This window comes from Phenylobacterium sp. (assembly GCF_041916435.1).
Taxonomy (GTDB): Bacteria; Pseudomonadota; Alphaproteobacteria; order Caulobacterales; family Caulobacteraceae; genus Phenylobacterium.
The window spans coordinates 477,277-492,932 of record NZ_JAYRZM010000003.1 but is presented as its reverse complement, the minus strand read 5'-3'; the positions used below and the strand labels follow the sequence as shown (position 1 = coordinate 492,932).

At 70.8% G+C, this 15,656-nt stretch carries 14 protein-coding genes; 7 read left to right on the top strand and 7 right to left on the bottom strand.

From position 1 onward, the window contains the following. Window positions 1-2 precede the first annotated feature (2 nt). Both ACE3TA_RS10790 and ACE3TA_RS10785 read right to left on the bottom strand, forming a co-directional pair. On the bottom strand, window positions 3-626 hold the full coding sequence (locus ACE3TA_RS10790; protein WP_374573427.1) for a glutathione S-transferase family protein: 624 nt from the start codon (window positions 624-626) through the stop codon (window positions 3-5). Between the two features lie 79 nt (window positions 627-705). Further along, entirely contained in the window at window positions 706-1,782 is a 1,077-nt protein-coding gene (locus tag ACE3TA_RS10785; protein WP_374573425.1) for a serine hydrolase domain-containing protein, read from the bottom strand. Between the two features lie 67 nt (window positions 1,783-1,849). On the opposite strand from ACE3TA_RS10785, the gene hisI reads away from it, so the two are divergent. After that, the gene (gene hisI, locus ACE3TA_RS10780; RefSeq protein ID WP_374573685.1) at window positions 1,850-2,245 is read left to right on the top strand and encodes a phosphoribosyl-AMP cyclohydrolase; all 396 of its coding nucleotides are present in this window, start codon (window positions 1,850-1,852) and stop codon (window positions 2,243-2,245) included. Further along, window positions 2,242-2,868, top strand: coding sequence for a LysE family translocator (locus ACE3TA_RS10775; RefSeq protein ID WP_374573423.1), 627 nt, complete (start codon window positions 2,242-2,244; stop codon window positions 2,866-2,868). Before hisI ends, ACE3TA_RS10775 begins: the two co-directional genes overlap by 4 nt. Before the next feature lie 109 nt (window positions 2,869-2,977). Here the strand turns inward: ACE3TA_RS10775 and ACE3TA_RS10770 are convergent, their stop codons facing one another. Then, on the bottom strand, window positions 2,978-4,693 hold the full coding sequence (locus tag ACE3TA_RS10770) for an alkaline phosphatase (RefSeq protein ID WP_374573421.1): 1,716 nt from the start codon (window positions 4,691-4,693) through the stop codon (window positions 2,978-2,980). 182 nt (window positions 4,694-4,875) lie between these two features. Here ACE3TA_RS10770 and ACE3TA_RS10765 point away from each other — a divergent pair, with 182 nt between their 5' ends. Both ACE3TA_RS10765 and rpoH read left to right on the top strand, forming a co-directional pair. Next, window positions 4,876-5,886 (top strand): RluA family pseudouridine synthase, encoded by a 1,011-nt coding sequence (locus ACE3TA_RS10765; RefSeq protein WP_374573419.1) that lies wholly within the window; start codon window positions 4,876-4,878, stop codon window positions 5,884-5,886. 219 nt (window positions 5,887-6,105) lie between these two features. Next, the gene (gene rpoH / locus ACE3TA_RS10760) at window positions 6,106-6,993 is read left to right on the top strand and encodes an RNA polymerase sigma factor RpoH (protein WP_374573417.1); all 888 of its coding nucleotides are present in this window, start codon (window positions 6,106-6,108) and stop codon (window positions 6,991-6,993) included. A 9-nt stretch (window positions 6,994-7,002) separates the two neighbouring features. Here the strand turns inward: rpoH and ACE3TA_RS10755 are convergent, their stop codons facing one another. After that, entirely contained in the window at window positions 7,003-7,827 is an 825-nt protein-coding gene (locus ACE3TA_RS10755; protein ID WP_374573415.1) for a two-component system response regulator, read from the bottom strand. A 111-nt stretch (window positions 7,828-7,938) separates the two neighbouring features. Beyond that, window positions 7,939-9,225 carry an adenylosuccinate synthase gene (locus tag ACE3TA_RS10750; protein ID WP_374573413.1) on the bottom strand — a complete coding sequence of 429 codons (1,287 nt, stop codon included), beginning with the start codon at window positions 9,223-9,225 and terminating at the stop codon, window positions 7,939-7,941. 186 nt (window positions 9,226-9,411) lie between these two features. Here ACE3TA_RS10750 and ACE3TA_RS10745 point away from each other — a divergent pair, with 186 nt between their 5' ends. Further along, the gene (locus ACE3TA_RS10745; protein ID WP_374573411.1) at window positions 9,412-9,831 is read left to right on the top strand and encodes a VOC family protein; all 420 of its coding nucleotides are present in this window, start codon (window positions 9,412-9,414) and stop codon (window positions 9,829-9,831) included. Window positions 9,832-9,841: 10 nt separating this feature from the next. After that, entirely contained in the window at window positions 9,842-10,825 is a 984-nt protein-coding gene (locus ACE3TA_RS10740) for a threonine/serine dehydratase (protein ID WP_374573409.1), read from the top strand. 142 nt (window positions 10,826-10,967) lie between these two features. Here ACE3TA_RS10740 and adh read toward each other — a convergent pair whose 3' ends face one another. Continuing rightward, window positions 10,968-12,488 (bottom strand): aldehyde dehydrogenase, encoded by a 1,521-nt coding sequence (adh, locus tag ACE3TA_RS10735; RefSeq protein WP_374573407.1) that lies wholly within the window; start codon window positions 12,486-12,488, stop codon window positions 10,968-10,970. Between the two features lie 219 nt (window positions 12,489-12,707). On the opposite strand from adh, the gene ACE3TA_RS10730 reads away from it, so the two are divergent. Next, window positions 12,708-13,760 (top strand): helix-turn-helix domain-containing protein, encoded by a 1,053-nt coding sequence (locus ACE3TA_RS10730; protein ID WP_374573405.1) that lies wholly within the window; start codon window positions 12,708-12,710, stop codon window positions 13,758-13,760. A gap of 6 nt (window positions 13,761-13,766) precedes the next feature. On the opposite strand, the gene ACE3TA_RS10725 is transcribed toward ACE3TA_RS10730, so the two are convergent. Then, window positions 13,767-15,575 (bottom strand): glycoside hydrolase family 15 protein, encoded by a 1,809-nt coding sequence (locus ACE3TA_RS10725; RefSeq protein ID WP_374573403.1) that lies wholly within the window; start codon window positions 15,573-15,575, stop codon window positions 13,767-13,769. Window positions 15,576-15,656: the final 81 nt, after the last annotated feature.

The window sequence follows — 15,656 nt, the reverse complement described above, 5'->3', positions numbered from 1 at the left end:
TCTCAGGCGGACGGACTGGTCGCCGCGAAGCTCGGCCGCGCGCGCATCCGCTCCAGCCACGCCTGCGTCGCCGGCGCCTGGGCCAGGGCGTCTGCGCCCTCCGGCGTCTGCGCGGCGAAGTGCAGGTGCGGCAACAGGAACGGGTCGGCCAGGGTCAGGTGCTCGCCGACCAGGAACGGATGGGCCGACAGCGCCTCCTCGATCAGCGCGAGCTGTTCGCCCATCGCCTGGCGGCAGGCGGCGAGCACGGCCGGGTCGGGCGGCGTTCCGCGGATCATGTCGGCCAGCCGCTCCTTGATCAGGCCGTTCATGGTGGGAAAGCAGTAGCCGTTCACGATGCTCATCCAGCGCAGCATGTGCGCCTGGCCGAGGTAGTCGATCGGCTCCAGCGCCGGGCCCTCGAAGGCGCGGGCGACGTAGTGGGCGATAGCCAGGCTCTCGTAGATGATCACCTCGCCATGCTGCAGCACCGGCACCTTGCCGAACGGGTGCAGCTTGCGGTGCTCGGGCGCGGAGGCGTCCCACACGGGCTGCAGCGTGTGCGGCACACCCTTTTCGGCGCAGATCAGCCGCGCGCCCCAGCCATAGGGGCTGAGCGGATGGGTGTGGATCACGAGCGGCGTCATGGCGGGGCGCTCCGGCGTGGAGGCCGAAGTCTGGGCGGCCCGCGCCGGCGCCGCCTTGACGCGGGTCAACGGCGCCCGGTCAGGCCGTCTTCACCTTGGGCAGGGCCTTGAAGATCTGGCGCAGGGCGTCTTCGGCCGAGCCCTCGCCGGTGAGCGCGACGGCGGCGAAGGCGTCCCGCTCCACCGAATAGGCCGCCGCGGCCGTGGCCTGGGTGTAGCCCAGCCAGGTGTCGCGGGCGGTCTGGTCGATCTTGTAGAGGTCGGTCACCATCACGCCCTGGCCGTAGTAGCCGGGGCCGGCGCCGGTCATGGGATAGAGCCGGTAGAAGCGGCCGCGGGTGATCGCCTCGCCATGCAGCCTGTTCGCCATCAGGCCGCGCCAGAAGCGCACCATGTCCAGGGCCGAGGCCGCCACGCCCCCCGCCGCGGCCGGGCCGGCCAGGCCCTCCAGCGTCTGGCCGGGCGCCAGGACGGTGGTCTCCTCCAGCCTCAGGCGCTGGACGATGCGCTTTGTCAGCGCCTGGTGGACCGGGGCGCCGTCCACCGCCTCGACGATCTTGCCCAGCATCGCCTGGCCGCCGGGGCTCGGCGCCCAGTTCGCGCCGGGGCAGAAGGCGGCCGGCGCGCCGATGTCGGCGAGGCCGCTGGTCTGGGACAACAGGTCGTCGACGGCGACGACGGCGGCTCCGGGCGCGTCCGGCGCCCACTTGGCCAGCTTGTCGTCCAGCGAGACCTTGCCCTCCTCCACCATCTGCAGGACCGCGGTGGCGACGAACACCTGCTCGGCGCCGGTCCACAGGAAGCGGTCGGGCTCAGGCGCGCCCCGCGGGGCGCGGAGCTGGTTCCACTGGCCGCCGTCCGGCGCGATCACCGCGGCGGCGAAGGCGGCGGGCTTCATCCGTCCGGCGGCCTTGTCGAACGCCTCGTCCAGGCTGTCGTGGATCACCATGTGGGCCCGCGCGCCGGCCGAGGCGGCGGCCGCGTCGAACACCTGCGGGAAGAGCTGCGGGCGCAGGCCCTCGCCGACGTAGGCCGCGCGCTCGCGGCACCCGACCGGCTTGCCGCGCCGCTCGCGCCCGTCGGCGGCCAGGGGAAGCAGGGCCGGCAGGGCGAAGGCGGTCGCGGCGGCGATCAGCGAGCGGCGGGTGGCGGCCATGGGCGAGATTTCTCCAGGTCGAAGACGGACGTTCCTCATGCCCGCTTCGCGCGGCTATATGAAGGCCATGAGCGCCTTTCCCACCGCCCCCGACACGCACGCCCTGGAGCGCGGCTCCGTCCTCGCCCCGCGGTTCGACGCCAACGGCCTGATCGCGGCGGTGGCCACCCACGCCGACACCGGCGAGGTCTTGATGTTCGCCTGGATGAACGCCGAGGCCCTGCAGCGCACGATCGAGACCGGCGAGGCCCACTACTTCAGCCGCTCGCGCAACGAGCTCTGGCACAAGGGCGCGACCAGCGGCCAGATCCAGACGGTCGAGGAGATGCGGATCGACTGCGACCAGGACGCGGTGTGGATCAAGGTGCGCCCGCAGGGCGACGGCGGCGCCTGCCACGTAGGGTTCCGCTCCTGCTTCTATCGCGTCGTCGGCGCCGACGGGACGCTGAAGGAGCAGCCGTGAGCGTGCTTCAGGCCCTGGCCGCCTTCAGCCTGGCGGCGGGGCTCCTGACCATCACGCCGGGGCTGGACACGGCCCTGGTGCTGCGCACGGCCGCCGCCGAAGGGCCCCGGCGCGCGGCCCTGGCGGCGCTCGGGATCGTCTGCGGCTGCCTGGTGTGGGGCGCGGCGGCCGCCTTCGGCGTGGGCGCCTTGCTGGCGGCGTCGCAGGCGGCGTTCGCGGTCCTGAAGTGGGCGGGCGCGGCCTATCTCGCCTGGCTGGGCGTGAACCTGATCATGAAGCCCCGGTCCAGCTTCGAAGCGGCGGGCGCGCACGTGCGGCCCACCCGCGCCTCGGCCTGGTTCCGGCGGGGCCTCCTCACCAATCTCCTGAACCCCAAGGTCGGCGTCTTCTACGTCTCGTTCCTGCCCCAGTTCATGCCCGGGGGCGTGGAGCCGACCAGCTTCATGCTGCTGCTGGCCGTGATCCACGGGCTGATGGGCGTCGCCTGGTTCGCCGTCCTGATCGCGGCCACCCGGCCGATCGCCCTGGCCCTCAGGCGGCCGGCCGTGGTGGGCTGGCTCGACCGGCTGACCGGCGGCGTCTTCCTGGCCTTCGCCGCGCGGCTGGCGTTCGACCGGCGCTAGAGCGAAATCCGATTTGAATGAATCGGATTTCGCTCAAGATTCTTTGGATTTCGAGCATTTCCTCCGCCGAACCGGCGTCCGCTTCGGCGGAAAATGCTCTAGGGCCGCTTTAGCAGCCGCAGTTGAAGCCGGCCGGCTGCTCGCTCGCCTCGGCCAGGGCCGAGACGCCGCCGCCGGCCACGGGCGTCACCGTGAACGCCTTGTCGACCGTGGTCTCATAGGCCGTGTCGGTGATGGTCGAGACCTTCATCAGCTCGCCCTTGGCCTGGTCGCGGTTGAGCGTGAGCAGGACGAAGCCTTTGACCGCCTGGTTGTTGTAGACGATCTCGCGGTTGGCCTTCATGTAGACCTCGCCGAGCGGGATGGTCTTCAGGTAGTCGCCGCCGCCCGGGCTGGTGATCCCGGTCGTGCCGAACTCCACCGCCACCCGGCGGCCGCCCTCGGGCGCGTCATAGAGCTCGTTGGCCCAGAAGGCGTGGCTGTCGCCCGACACCACGATCGGGCTGGCGCCGGCCGCCGACAGGTTCTGGTACAGACGCTGACGGTCCGGCGGATAGCCGTCCCACATGTCCAGGCCGTAGGGCAGGTTCAGCGGAGCCAGGTTGTTGAGCTTGGTCAGGCGCGCCCGCACGTTCTCGGGCAGGTCCGCCGCCGCCTTCTCGAAGCCGTCCTGGCCCATGGCGTCGGAGAAGCTGGCGATGTTGGCGCGCGCCATCACCACCTGGTTGCCCAGCACCTGCCAGGCGTGGCCGGCGGCCACCGAGCGCTTCACCTCGTCGGCCACCCAGGCGTGCTGGGCCTCGCCCATCATCTTGCGCGAAGGATCGTCCAGCTTGGCGCGGAAGGCGGCGATGTCTTCGGGCGTCGTGCCCTTCAGGTCGGCGTTGTAGTTGAGCTGGTGGTCGCGGGCGGTGAGCCGGGTCTCGATCATGATCAGCGAGGCCAGGTCGCCGAAGTGGAAGCTGCGCCAGGCCGCCTCCATCGACTTGCCCTTGGCCGGCTCGCGGATCGGCATCCACTCGTAGTAGGCCTTGATGGCCACGGCCTTGCGCGTGTTCCAGTCGCCCTCGGTTTCGGGCTGGTGATCCTCGGCGCCGTCCTTGTAGCTGTCGTTGGCCGTCTCGTGGTCGTCCCAGACGACGATCCAGGGCGCGCGGGCGTGGGCCGCCTGCAGTTGAGGGTCGGTCTTGTACTGGGCGTGGCGCGTCCGGTAGTCGGCCAGGGTGATGATCTCGTGCGGCGGATCGTGCGGCCGCTTGTCGGCGACCTTGGAATCCATGCCGTAGGAGCCGGGCCCGCCGTATTCGTAGATGTAGTCGCCCAGGTGCAGCACCGCGTCGACGCGGGGCAGGTCGGCGATCGCCTGGTAGGCGTTGAAGTAGCCGTTCGGATAGAGCGCGCAGGAGGCGACGGCGAGAACCACGTCGTCCACCGACCCGGCCGGCAGGGTGGCCGTGCGGCCCATCGGCGAGGTGGCGCCCGCCGATTCGAACTCGAAGGTGTAGGCCCGGCCCGCGTCGAGCCCGCCGACGTCGACCTTGACGGTGTAGTCGCGGTCGGGGCCGGTCACGCCCTCGCCGGACTTGGCGCCGCCGGCGCGGCGGTCGATCGGATTGAGCCGCCACTTGTAGGCGATGTCGCCGCCTTTCTTGTCCAGCGGGGTGATCCGCGTCCACAGGATCAGGCTGTCCTGGGTCGGATCGCCGGAGGCCACGCCGTGGTTGAAGGCGACCTCGCCCTTGTAGGCGGCGGCCGCGGCGGTGGCGGCCGGGGCGGCGGCGCCCAATCCCAACAGGGCCAAGGCCCGACGACGATCCAGTTTCATATGCGTCACCCCCGACTGTCCGCGGCGCCCCTCGGCGCGCGCGCAATAGACGGCATATCTACGACAGCAGCGTGATACGGATGTCCAGCGAGGGGCCGCAGGTCCACGCTAAAAGCGCCCGCGGAAGACGACTCGTCCGCACAAACCACAGTCCCGGCCGCCGGGGCGCCGGAGCCCTATGCATGGAAACTGACGCTGGTCCGCCGCCGCCGGCCGACGACGAGGACGAGCCGGGCGAGATCCTGGTCGTCACGCTCGGCCCGGACCAGGCCGGCGAGCGCCTCGACAAGGTCCTGGCCCAGGGCGCCGCCGCCCTGTCGCGGGCGCGCATCCAGGCGCTGATGGCCGAGGGACGGGTGAGCCTGGCCGGCGAGGCGCTGCGCGACCCTTCGGCCAAGGCCCGGCCAGGGGACTACGAGATCGCCGTGCCGCCGCCGGCGCCGGCCGAGCCCGCGGCCGAGGACATCCCCCTCGTCGTGCTGTTCGAGGACGCGCACCTGATCGTAGTGGACAAGCCGGCGGGGATGGCCGTGCATCCGGCGCCGGGCAGCGAGACCGGCACCCTGGTCAACGCGCTTCTGGCCCATTGCGGCGACAGCCTGTCCGGCGTGGGCGGGGTCGCGCGGCCGGGCATCGTCCACCGCATCGACAAGGACACCTCCGGGATCGTCGTGGCGGCGAAGACCGACGCGGCGCACCAGGGGCTGTCGGCCCTGTTCGCCCGCCACGACATCGAGCGGGTCTATGTGGCGTTCACCCGCGGCGCGCCGCATCCGGCGCGCGGGACCATCGAGGCGCGGATCGCCCGCTCGACCCACGACCGCAAGAAGATGGCCGTGGTCAGGTCCGGCGGGCGCGAGGCCGTCACCCACTATCGGGTCGAGCGCGCGTTCGGGCCCGAGGACAAGCCGCTCGCCGCGCGGGTGGCCTGCCGCCTGGAGACCGGCCGCACCCACCAGATCCGCGTGCACCTGGCCTCCAAGGGGGCGCCGTGCCTGGGCGATCCGGTCTACGGCTCGGGCCCGCCCGCCCAGGCCGTGCGCGAGGCGATCGCCCGGGCGGGCCTGAAGCGCCAGGCCCTGCATGCGGCCGTGCTGGGCTTCGTCCATCCCGTCACGGGCGAGACGCTGCGATTCGAAAGCACGCTGCCGGCCGACATGGCGGCGTTAGAGAAACTCCTGGGCGCCCTCTGAAATCTTCGAAGCAAACTGAAACATGGCGGCCTTGATGCCGGCGCCGTGGCGGCGTACTAATAACCCACCTGAGAAGTCGGATTTTCGGGCGTTCCTCCCCGGGACGGTCTTCCCCTTGAAGGCTCGGATACCTATCTGGGTGATGAGGGGGAAAGAGGGGCCGTTTGGCGCGTTTTCGCGTGCGACCCGGACTTCCGACAAAAATTGAGGGGATAGACAATGGCTGCGAACACGCTCGCCGTGATGTCGCCGGAAGGCGGACTGAGCCGGTACCTGAATGAAATTCGCAAGTTCCCCATGCTGGCTAAGGACGAGGAGTTCATGCTCGCCAAGCGCTGGCAGGAGCATGAGGATCCCGAGGCCGCCCGCCAGCTCGTCACCAGCCACCTGCGCCTGGTGGCCAAGATCGCCATGGGCTACCGCGGCTACGGCCTGCCGATCGGCGAGGTGATCTCCGAGGGCAACGTCGGCCTGATGCAGGCGGTCAAGAAGTTCGACCCGGATCGCGGCTTCCGCCTGGCCACCTACGCCATGTGGTGGATCCGCGCCTCGATCCAGGAATACATCCTGCGGTCCTGGTCGCTGGTGAAGATGGGCACGACGGCGGCGCAGAAGAAGCTGTTCTTCAACCTGCGCAAGGCCAAGAGCGAGATCAGCGCCCTGGACGAGGGCGACATGCATCCCGACCAGGTGCACCAGATCGCCACCAAGCTGGGCGTGCTGGACGAGGAAGTCGTGTCGATGAACCGGCGCCTCTCGGGCGGCGACGCCTCGCTGAACGCGCCCCTGCGCGCCGACGGCGAAAGCGAGTGGCAGGACTGGCTGGTGGACGAGGACACCCCCAGCCAGGAGACCCTGGTGGCCGACAACGAGGAGCGCTCGATCCGCATGAGCCTGCTCGAGGAGGCCATGACCGAGCTCTCCGACCGCGAGCGTCATATCCTGACCGAGCGGCGGCTGAAGGACGAGCCCACCACCCTGGAGGAACTCGCCTCGCAATACGGCGTCAGCCGCGAGCGGGTGCGCCAGATCGAGGTGCGCGCCTTCGAGAAGCTGCAGAAGTCGATGCGGGCCGCCGCCGAGGCGCGCAACCTCGTCGACGCCTGACGGAACGGCTTAGGCCGCGGCGGTCTTCGCCTTGGCCGAGGTTTCGGCCGGCAGGAACAGGAGGAGCGGCGCGACCCGCCGCTCCGCTTCCTCGCGCGTGAACGGCGCGGTCTTGTCCACCACGGCGTTCAGATAGCGCTGCAGGACGGCCACGGCGTTCGCCAGGTTTCCGTCGCCCACCGTGCGGGCGGCCCTATCCAGGTCCGCGGCCTGAGCGAGCATGGCGCGCAGCGCCTGGGTCGGGTCGCTGGCGGCCGCCGCCGCGGCGGATTTCAGGATCTTCAGGGCCTGGCTGATGCGCTCGGCGTCCGGCGTCTGCCGCGCGTCGGACTTGCGCTTGCGCGGGCCCTTGTAGTCGCCCGAGTTGAACCGGCGCCGGTCGGGGCCGATGTACTCCACCGCCTCGATCCAGTCGCGCGGGTGCAGCGTCACCGCCTCCAGCCGCCGCAGGAGGTCCTTGGTGGTGAAGGGCTTGCGCATGAACTCGCTGACGCCGGCGTCGCGCGCGGCGCGGATCGCCTGGGCGGTGGCCTCGGCGGTCATGATCACCACCGGCGCCTGGCGGCAGAGCGCATCGCTGCGCCGCAGGCGGCGGGTGAACTCCACCCCGTCGGTGTCCACGCCCGCCAGTTCGACGAAGATGATCTGGGCGTCGACCTCGTGGATCATCGCCAGCGCCTTGCGGCCCGACGGCGCGATCCACACCTGCGAGCGCACCAGGGTGCGCATCAGGTCGGCGAGCAGGCGCGCGCCAGCGGGCTGCGGATCGATGATCAGCACCCGCTGCAGCTGCGGGGCCATCTTGCGGATCAACTTGGCGTCGTCGTCGAACACAGGCGCGGGCCTTGCGGATTACACGGCCCGACCATGCCCCAGGTTCGGTAAAGAACGCCTTGACGGCGGCGCGGCCGATCCGCGCGCTCCAGGCTCCGGGCCCTTGTGGAATCAGTCCTGGAAGGGATCACGCATCATGATGGTGTCGTCCCGCTCGGGGCTGGTGGAGAGCAGCACGACCGGCGCGCCGATCAGCTCCTCGACCCGGCGCACGTACTTGATGGCCGCCGCCGGCAGGTCCATCCACGAGCGTGCGCCCTGGGTGCTTTCGCTCCAGCCCTCCAGCTCCTCGAACACCGGCGTCAGCGCCGCCTGATCCTTCAGGCCGGCGGGCAGGTGGTCGATCTCGCGGTCGCCGATCCGGTAGCCGGTGCAGATCTTCAGAGTGGGAAAGCCGTCCAGCACGTCGAGCTTGGTGAGCGCCACGCCCTCAATGCCGTTCAGCGCCACCGACTGGCGCACCAGCGCCGCGTCGAACCAGCCGCAGCGGCGGGCCCGGCCGGTGACCGTGCCGAACTCGTGGCCCCGCTCGCCCAGGCGCTTGCCGTCGTCGTCGAACAGCTCGGCCGGGAAGGGACCCTCGCCCACGCGGGTGGTGTAGGCCTTGACGATGCCCAGCACATAGCCCGGCCCCTTGGGGCCCAGGCCCGAGCCGGCCGCCGCCTGGCCGGCCACGGTGTTGGAGGAGGTGACAAACGGATAGGTGCCGTGGTCCACGTCCAGGAGCGCGCCCTGCGCGCCCTCGAACAGCACGCGGCGGCCCGACTTCACCACCTCGTCCAGGAGCCGCCAGGCCGGCCGGGCGTAAGGCAGGATCTTCGGGGCCATGGCCTCCAGCTCGGCCAGCAGGCCGGCCGGGTCCACCGGCGGCAGGCCCAGGCCCTGGCGCAGCGGGGCGTGGTGGGCGAGCAGGCGGTCGATCTTGGCTTCCAGCGCGTCGCGGTCGGCCAGGTCCGCCACCCGGATCGCCCGGCGGCCGACCTTGTCCTCATAGGCCGGGCCGATGCCGCGGCCGGTGGTGCCGATCTTGTTGGTCGCCGCCGCTTCGCGCGCCTGGTCCAGGTCGCGGTGCACCGGCAGGATCAGGCAGGCGTTGTCAGCCAGCACCAGAAGCTCGCGGGTGATGTTCACGCCCTGGCCGCGCAGCTTGGCGATCTCCTCGACCAGGTGCCAGGGATCGACCACCACGCCGTTGCCGATGATGGACAGCTTGCCCTGCACCACGCCGGAGGGGAGCAGGCTGAGCTTGTAGGTCTGGTCGCCCACCACCAGGGTGTGGCCGGCGTTGTGCCCGCCCTGGAAGCGCACGACGACGTCGGCGCGGTTGGACAGCCAGTCGACAAGCTTGCCCTTGCCTTCGTCGCCCCACTGGGCGCCGATCACGGTGACGTTGGCCATGGATACGATCCTCCGCCTGCCCAGGCTGATCCACCAGCCCTTCGACAGGCCCTCGGCGGGTGGATGGGATCGATTGTGATCGCGTCGCGCGCACGGCGCCGGACGCAGCGGCACGCTCTAAACAGCGATTGACCGCCAGCGTCAAGCCCCTCGCACCGGGACGGCGCCGGCGCTATCTAGCCGGCCATGGACATCCCTCGCTTCCACCTGGCCTTTCCCGTCCGCGACATCGCCGAGGCCCGCGCCTTCTATGGCGGCCTGATCGGCTGCGCCGAGGGCCGCTCGGCGCCTGACTGGGTCGACTTCGACTTCTACGGCCATCAGATCGTCGCCCACCTGTCGCCGGACGAGGCGGGCCACCGCAACACCAGCGCCGTGGACGGCGAGCAGGTGCCGGTGCGCCACTTCGGCGTGATCCTGACCCTGGACGCCTGGCGCGAGCTGGCCGAGCGGCTGAAGGCGGCGAAGGTGAAGTTCATCATCGAGCCGCAGGTGCGCTTCAAGGGCCTGCCGGGCGAGCAGGCGACGCTGTTCTTCCTGGACCCGTCCGGCAACGCCCTGGAGTTCAAGGCCTTCGCCGACGACAAGATGGTCTTCGCCAAGTGAGGCCGGCCGCGTGAGCGTCACCCTCGCCGATATCGAGGCCGCCGCCGGGCGTCTGGCCGGCCATGCGGTGACGACGCCGCTCATTGAGAGCCTGGCGCTGAACGAGCGCCTGGGCGCGCGGGTGCTGATCAAGCCGGAGACCCTGCAGCGGGTCGGGGCCTTCAAGTTCCGCGGCGCCTACAACCGCCTCTCGCAGCTTTCCGAGGCCGAGCGCCGGCGCGGCGTGGTGGCTTTCTCCTCCGGCAACCACGCCCAGGGCGTGGCCCTGGCGGCGAAGCTGCTGGGCGTCCCGGCGCTGATCGTCATGCCCTCGGACGCGCCGAAGGTGAAGCTGGACGCCACCCGCGGCTACGGCGCGGAGATTCGGCTCTTCGACCGGCTGACGGAAGACCGCGCGGCCATCGCCGCCGAGGTCGCCGCCGAGCGCGGGGCGACGGTGGTCCCCTCCTACGACGATCCGCACATCATCGCCGGACAGGGAACCCTGGGGCTGGAGCTGGCGCGGCAGGCCGACGCGCTGGGCGCGAGCCTGGACCTGGTGATCTCGCCCCTCGGCGGCGGTGGACTGATGAGCGGGGTCTCCACGGCGATCCGGGCGCTGTCGCCGGCCACGCAGTTCGTCGGCGTCGAGCCCGCCGGCTATGACGACACCCTGCAATCGCTGAGAGCCGGCCGGCGCATCACGCTGAAGCCTTCCGCGCGCACCCTGTGCGACGCCCTGGAATCACCCGCGCCGGGCGAACTGACCTTTCCGATCCTGCAGCGCAACCTGGCGGACGTGGCCGTGGTCGACGACGCCGAGGTGGCCGAGGCGCTGCGCTACGCGTTCTCGGCCCTGAAGCTGGTGGTGGAGCCGGGCGGGGCGGCGGGTCTGGCCGCGCTGTTGGCCGGCAAGGTCGCCGCGGCCGGCAAGACGGTTGGGCTGGTGCTGTCCGGCGGCAACGTCGACCCGGACCTGTTCGCCCGGGTGATCCGGAACGAGCCCCTGGCCTGAGCGCCGCGCGCGGCGGCGGGTGGAAGGCTCCAAGGGAGCCGCCCGCCTCCCTTGAGCGCCAGGCGCCGAATGCGGGAGCCCACATTCGCGCCGGCGGCTCCGGCGAGCAGGGAGGGTTGGCCGGAAGGCGGGCGGCAGGGCTTCAGAAGAAGCCCAGCTTGGACGGGCTGTAGCTGACCAGCATGTTCTTGGTCTGCTGGTAGTGGTCGAGCATCATGCGGTGGGTCTCACGGCCCATGCCCGATTGCTTGTAGCCGCCGAACGCGGCGTGGGCCGGATAGGCGTGGTAGCAGTTGGTCCACACCCGGCCCGCCTCGATGGCGCGGCCGAAGCGGTAGCAGCGGTTGATGTCGCGGCTCCAGACGCCGGCGCCCAGGCCGTAGAGGGTGTCGTTGGCGATCGCCAGCGCCTCGTCCTCGTCCTTGAAGGTGGTCACCGACACGACCGGGCCGAAGATCTCCTCCTGGAACACCCGCATCTTGTTGTGGCCCTTCAGCACCGTGGGCTGGATGTAGAAGCCGCCCTCCAGGTCGCCCTCCAGGGAGGTGTTGCGCGCGCCGCCGGCCAGCACCTGGGCGCCCTCCTGGCGGCCGATCTCGATGTAGCCGAGGATCTTCTCCATCTGCTCGGAAGAGGCCTGGGCGCCGATCATGGTGGTGGGGTCGAGCGGGTCGCCCTGCTTGATCGCCGCCACGCGGGCCAGGGCCTTCTCCATGAACCTGTCGTAGATCTTCTCGTGCACCAGCGCGCGGCTGGGGCAGGTGCAGACCTCGCCCTGGTTCAGGGCGAACATGACGAAGCCTTCGATCGCCTTGTCGAGGAAGTCGTCGTCCTCGGCGGTGACGTCCTGGAAGAAGATGTTCGGGCTCTTGCCGCCCAGCTCCAGGGTGGCCGGGATCAGGTTCTTGCCGGCGTACTCCAGGATCAGGCGGCCGGTGCTGGTCTCGCCGGTGAAGGCGATCTTGGCGATGCGCGGGCTGGACGCCAGCGGCTTGCCCGCTTCCAGGCCGAAGCCGTTGACGATGTTCAGCACGCCGGGGGGCAACAGGTCGCCCACCAGTTCGGCGAACACCAGGATCGAGGCCGGGGTCTGCTCGGCGGGCTTGAGCACCACGCAGTTGCCGGCGGCCAGCGCCGGGGCGAGCTTCCAGGCGGCCATCAGCAGCGGGAAGTTCCACGGGATGATCTGGCCCACGACGCCGAGCGGCTCATGGAAGTGATAGGCGACGGTGTCGTGGTCGATCTCGCCGATCGTGCCTTCCTGGGCGCGGATGCAGCCGGCGAAATAACGGAAGTGGTCGATGGCCAGCGGCACGTCGGCGGCCATGGTCTCGCGGATCGGCTTGCCGTTGTCCCAGGTCTCGGCGCGGGCCAGCAGGTCGAGGTTCTCCTCCATGCGGTCGGCGATTCGGTTGAGGATCAGCGAGCGATCGGCGGCGCTGGTGCGGCCCCAGGCGGCCTTGGCGGCGTGGGCGGCGTCCAGCGCGAGCTCCACGTCGGCCGCGTCCGAGCGGGCGACCTCGCACAGGGCCAGGCCGTTCACCGGCGAGATGTTGCTGAAATACCGGCCAGCGGCGGGTTCGACCCACCGGCCGCCGATGAAGTTGCCGTAGCGCGCCTTGAAGGGCGCGGACTGGGCGACGACGCGTTCGTGCTTGGTCATATCCTGGCTCCCTAACGGGGCGGAACGCTCGTCCGCCTCCTGGTGATCTTGGGGCCTTCACGAAAGGATCGGGGGTGTCGGCGGTCAAATGCGCGAGGGCCCGTGCGACAATCAAAACCCAGAATTCAGTAGACAAGTTGCTGGTCGGCGGCCGACTTTGTCGCGTGAGGCGACAGTAAGAGCGCCCCTGTCGCAAGATGCGACACTTGGAGGCGACGCATGACGGCGGACCCGAGAACAGTCGATGCGGCCCGGACGGCGTTCTTCAACGACGGCCGCCTGCCGGCGAACTTCAACCACTCGGTGCTCCGCTCGTGGATCCGCTGCTCGGAGATGGGCCTGGACGCGGCCGGCCAGCCGCGGGTGTCGCCGATGACCGCCGCCGAGCTGCGGGCCGCCTGCGAGCGGCACGAGACCTTGCGCCGGCTCAGCCGGCCGGAGCTGGACGCCCTCTACGCCGAGGCGCGCGAGACCGGCGCCATCGTCATCCTGACCAACGCCGACGGGGTGATCCTGGACGCGGTGGGCGATCCGGGCTTCGCCGACCGGGCCGCGCGGGTGGCGCTGCGGCCCGGCGCCACCTGGAGCGAGGCCGGCGCGGGCACCAACGCCATCGGCACGGCCCTGGCCGAGCGGCGCGGCGTGGCCGTCAACGGGGCCGAGCACTATTACGCCGAGCATGGCGGGCTGACCTGCGCGGCCGTGCCGATCATCGACCCGCGCGGGGCGATCATCGGCGCGCTGGACATGTCCGGCGCGGCCGCCGTGCCGCACGCCCACGCGCTGGGCCTGGTGCGCATGGCCGTCGAGCAGATCGAGCATCGGCTGTTCAGCCAGCCGTTCGACGGCTGCGTGGTGGTGCGCTTCCATTCCGACCCGAACCTGCTGGGCGCCGTGCGCGAGGGCGTCTTGGTGTTCAAGGACGAGCGGCTGGTGGGCGCCAACCGCCGGGGGCTGTCGCTGGTGGGCCGCGGCTGGGAGGCGCTGGACGAGACGCGCTTCGAGGAGATCTTCGCCGCGCCGATCGCCGACCTGGAGCGCCGCGGCGGGCTGACCGCCCATTCGGGCGAGCGCTTCGCCGCTGTCGCCAGCTTCCCGCACGGCGGCGCCGGCCGGCCGATCGCGCCGGGGCCGGATCTGGGCACCCTGGAGGACGCCGAGCTGGCCGCCATGCGCCGGGCGCTCACGGCGGCGGGCGGCAACGTCAGCCTGGCGGCGCGGCGGCTGGGCGTGCACCGCTCCACGCTCTATCGGCGCCTGCTGAGCGCCTAGCCGGGTTCAGCGCACCGAGGTCCAAGGCTTGGAGAGCAGGCCCGCGCAATTGATCAGGCCCACCAGCGAATAGGTCTGCGGGTAGTTGCCCCACAGCTCGGCCCCGTCGAGGGAGATGTCCTCGGAGAGCAGGCCCGCGGCCGTGCGCCTCCCCAGCATCTCCTCGAACAAGCCGCGCGCCTCCTCGACGCGGCCGCACATGTGCAGCGCCTCGATCAGCCAGAAGGTGCAGATGTTGAAGGCCGTCTTCGGCTCGCCGAAGTCGTCGGGAATGGCGTAGCGCAGCATGTAGGGTCCGCGCCGCAGGCCGGTCTCCAGCGCCTGGATCGTGGCCATCATCCGCGGATCGTCCGCCGGGATGAAGCGCACGTCCACAAGCTGCAGCAGGCTGGCGTCCAGCGCCTCGCCGTCGAAGGTCGAGGCGAAGCGGCCGAGCGCCTTGTTGTAGGCGCGCTCCTCGATGGTGGCGCGGATGATCGCCGCCCGGCCGTTCCAGAAGTCGGCGCGCTCGCGCAGGCCCAGCCGCTCGGCGGCGTTGCCCATGCGGTCGCACGCGGCCCAGCACATGACCGCCGAATAGGTGTGCACCGCCTCGCGCCCGCGGAACTCCCAGAGGCTGGCGTCGGGCTTGTCGTGCAGCTCGAAGGCCCGCTGCGCCACCGGCTCCAGGGCGCGGAAGTCGTCGATGGTGGCGGGCCGCAGCAGCCGCTCGTCGAAGAAGGCCTGCACGCTGGACAGGATGATCTGTCCGTACACGTCATGTTGCAGGTGTTCGTGCGCCTGGTTGCCGATCCGCACCGGCCCCATGCCGCGATAGCCGGGCAGGTGCTCGGCGAAGCGCTCGGTCAGCGCCGGCTCCAGGCCCACCCCGTAGACCGGCTGGATGTGCCCGCCGCTGGCTTCGTCCACCAGGTTGCGCAGGTAGCCGAGATAGTTCTCCAGGATGTCGGCCGCGCCTAGCCGGTTCAGCGCCTGCACCACGTAGTAGGCGTCGCGCAGCCAGCAGTAGCGGTAGTCCCAGTTGCGGCCCTGGTCGCCGTTCTCGGGCGGATGCTCCGGGATCGAGGTGGTCAGGGCCGCGACGATGGCGCCGGTCTCCTCGTAGGCGCACAGCTTCAGGGTGATGGCCGAGCGGATCACCGCCTCCTGCCATTCCAGCGGCACCGACAGGGTGCGCACCCAGGCGCGCCAGTAGTTGGTGGTCTCGGTCAGCATGCGCTGGGCGGTGGCGGCTACGTCGGCGTCGAAGCCTTCGTCCGGGCCCAGGAACATGGCGATGGGCTCTTCCAGGCGGAACGTCCGTTCCGCCTCGATGTGCGAGACCGGACAGTCGGTGGTCAGCCGAAGGGTCGCTCCGCCCCCGACGTAGCGGATGTGGTTGGAGCCGGAGGTGCGGCGGGCCGGGCGCTCGCCCCAGTCGGCCGTGGGCCGCAGGCGGATGCGGATGCGCGGCGTGCCGGAGATCGGCCGCACCATGCGGATGAAGGCCAGCGGCCGATAGATGCGGCCGAACTGACGGTAGCGCGGCGCGAAGTCGATGATCTCCAGGCAGGCGCCATCCTTGTCGGTCAGCTCGGTGCGCAGGATCGGCGTGTTGCGGTCGTAGGCCTGGTGCACGTGGGCCAGGCCCTCGACGTCGATCGACCAGTGGCCGAGGCCTTCCGCCGCCGCCGGATCGGCGTCCTGCAGCAGGGCCGAGAACACCGGGTCGCCGTCCACCCGGGGCGCGCAGGCCCATACGAACCGTCCTTGCCGATCGATCAGGGCGCTGGCCAGGCAGTTGCCGATGGGAAAGAGGTCAAGCGTTTGCGTCACGGGACGGGTCCTCGCTGTGTCGGAGACGTCGGCCGCAGCCCCTTGTGCTCGACGGCGCTAGAACGTCTTCTACCGTGGTTT

Coding starts and splice junctions, on each gene's coding strand:
- ACE3TA_RS10790 (WP_374573427.1), bottom strand. CDS start 626: ATGACGCCGCTCGTGATCCACACCCATCCGCTCAGCCCCTATGGCTGG.
- ACE3TA_RS10745 (WP_374573411.1), top strand. CDS start 9,412: ATGGACATCCCTCGCTTCCACCTGGCCTTTCCCGTCCGCGACATCGCC.
- ACE3TA_RS10785 (WP_374573425.1), bottom strand. CDS start 1,782: ATGGCCGCCACCCGCCGCTCGCTGATCGCCGCCGCGACCGCCTTCGCC.
- adh (WP_374573407.1), bottom strand. CDS start 12,488: ATGACCAAGCACGAACGCGTCGTCGCCCAGTCCGCGCCCTTCAAGGCG.
- ACE3TA_RS10765 (WP_374573419.1), top strand. CDS start 4,876: ATGGAAACTGACGCTGGTCCGCCGCCGCCGGCCGACGACGAGGACGAG.
- ACE3TA_RS10770 (WP_374573421.1), bottom strand. CDS start 4,693: ATGAAACTGGATCGTCGTCGGGCCTTGGCCCTGTTGGGATTGGGCGCC.
- ACE3TA_RS10730 (WP_374573405.1), top strand. CDS start 12,708: ATGACGGCGGACCCGAGAACAGTCGATGCGGCCCGGACGGCGTTCTTC.
- ACE3TA_RS10750 (WP_374573413.1), bottom strand. CDS start 9,225: ATGGCCAACGTCACCGTGATCGGCGCCCAGTGGGGCGACGAAGGCAAG.
- hisI (WP_374573685.1), top strand. CDS start 1,850: ATGAGCGCCTTTCCCACCGCCCCCGACACGCACGCCCTGGAGCGCGGC.
- rpoH (WP_374573417.1), top strand. CDS start 6,106: ATGGCTGCGAACACGCTCGCCGTGATGTCGCCGGAAGGCGGACTGAGC.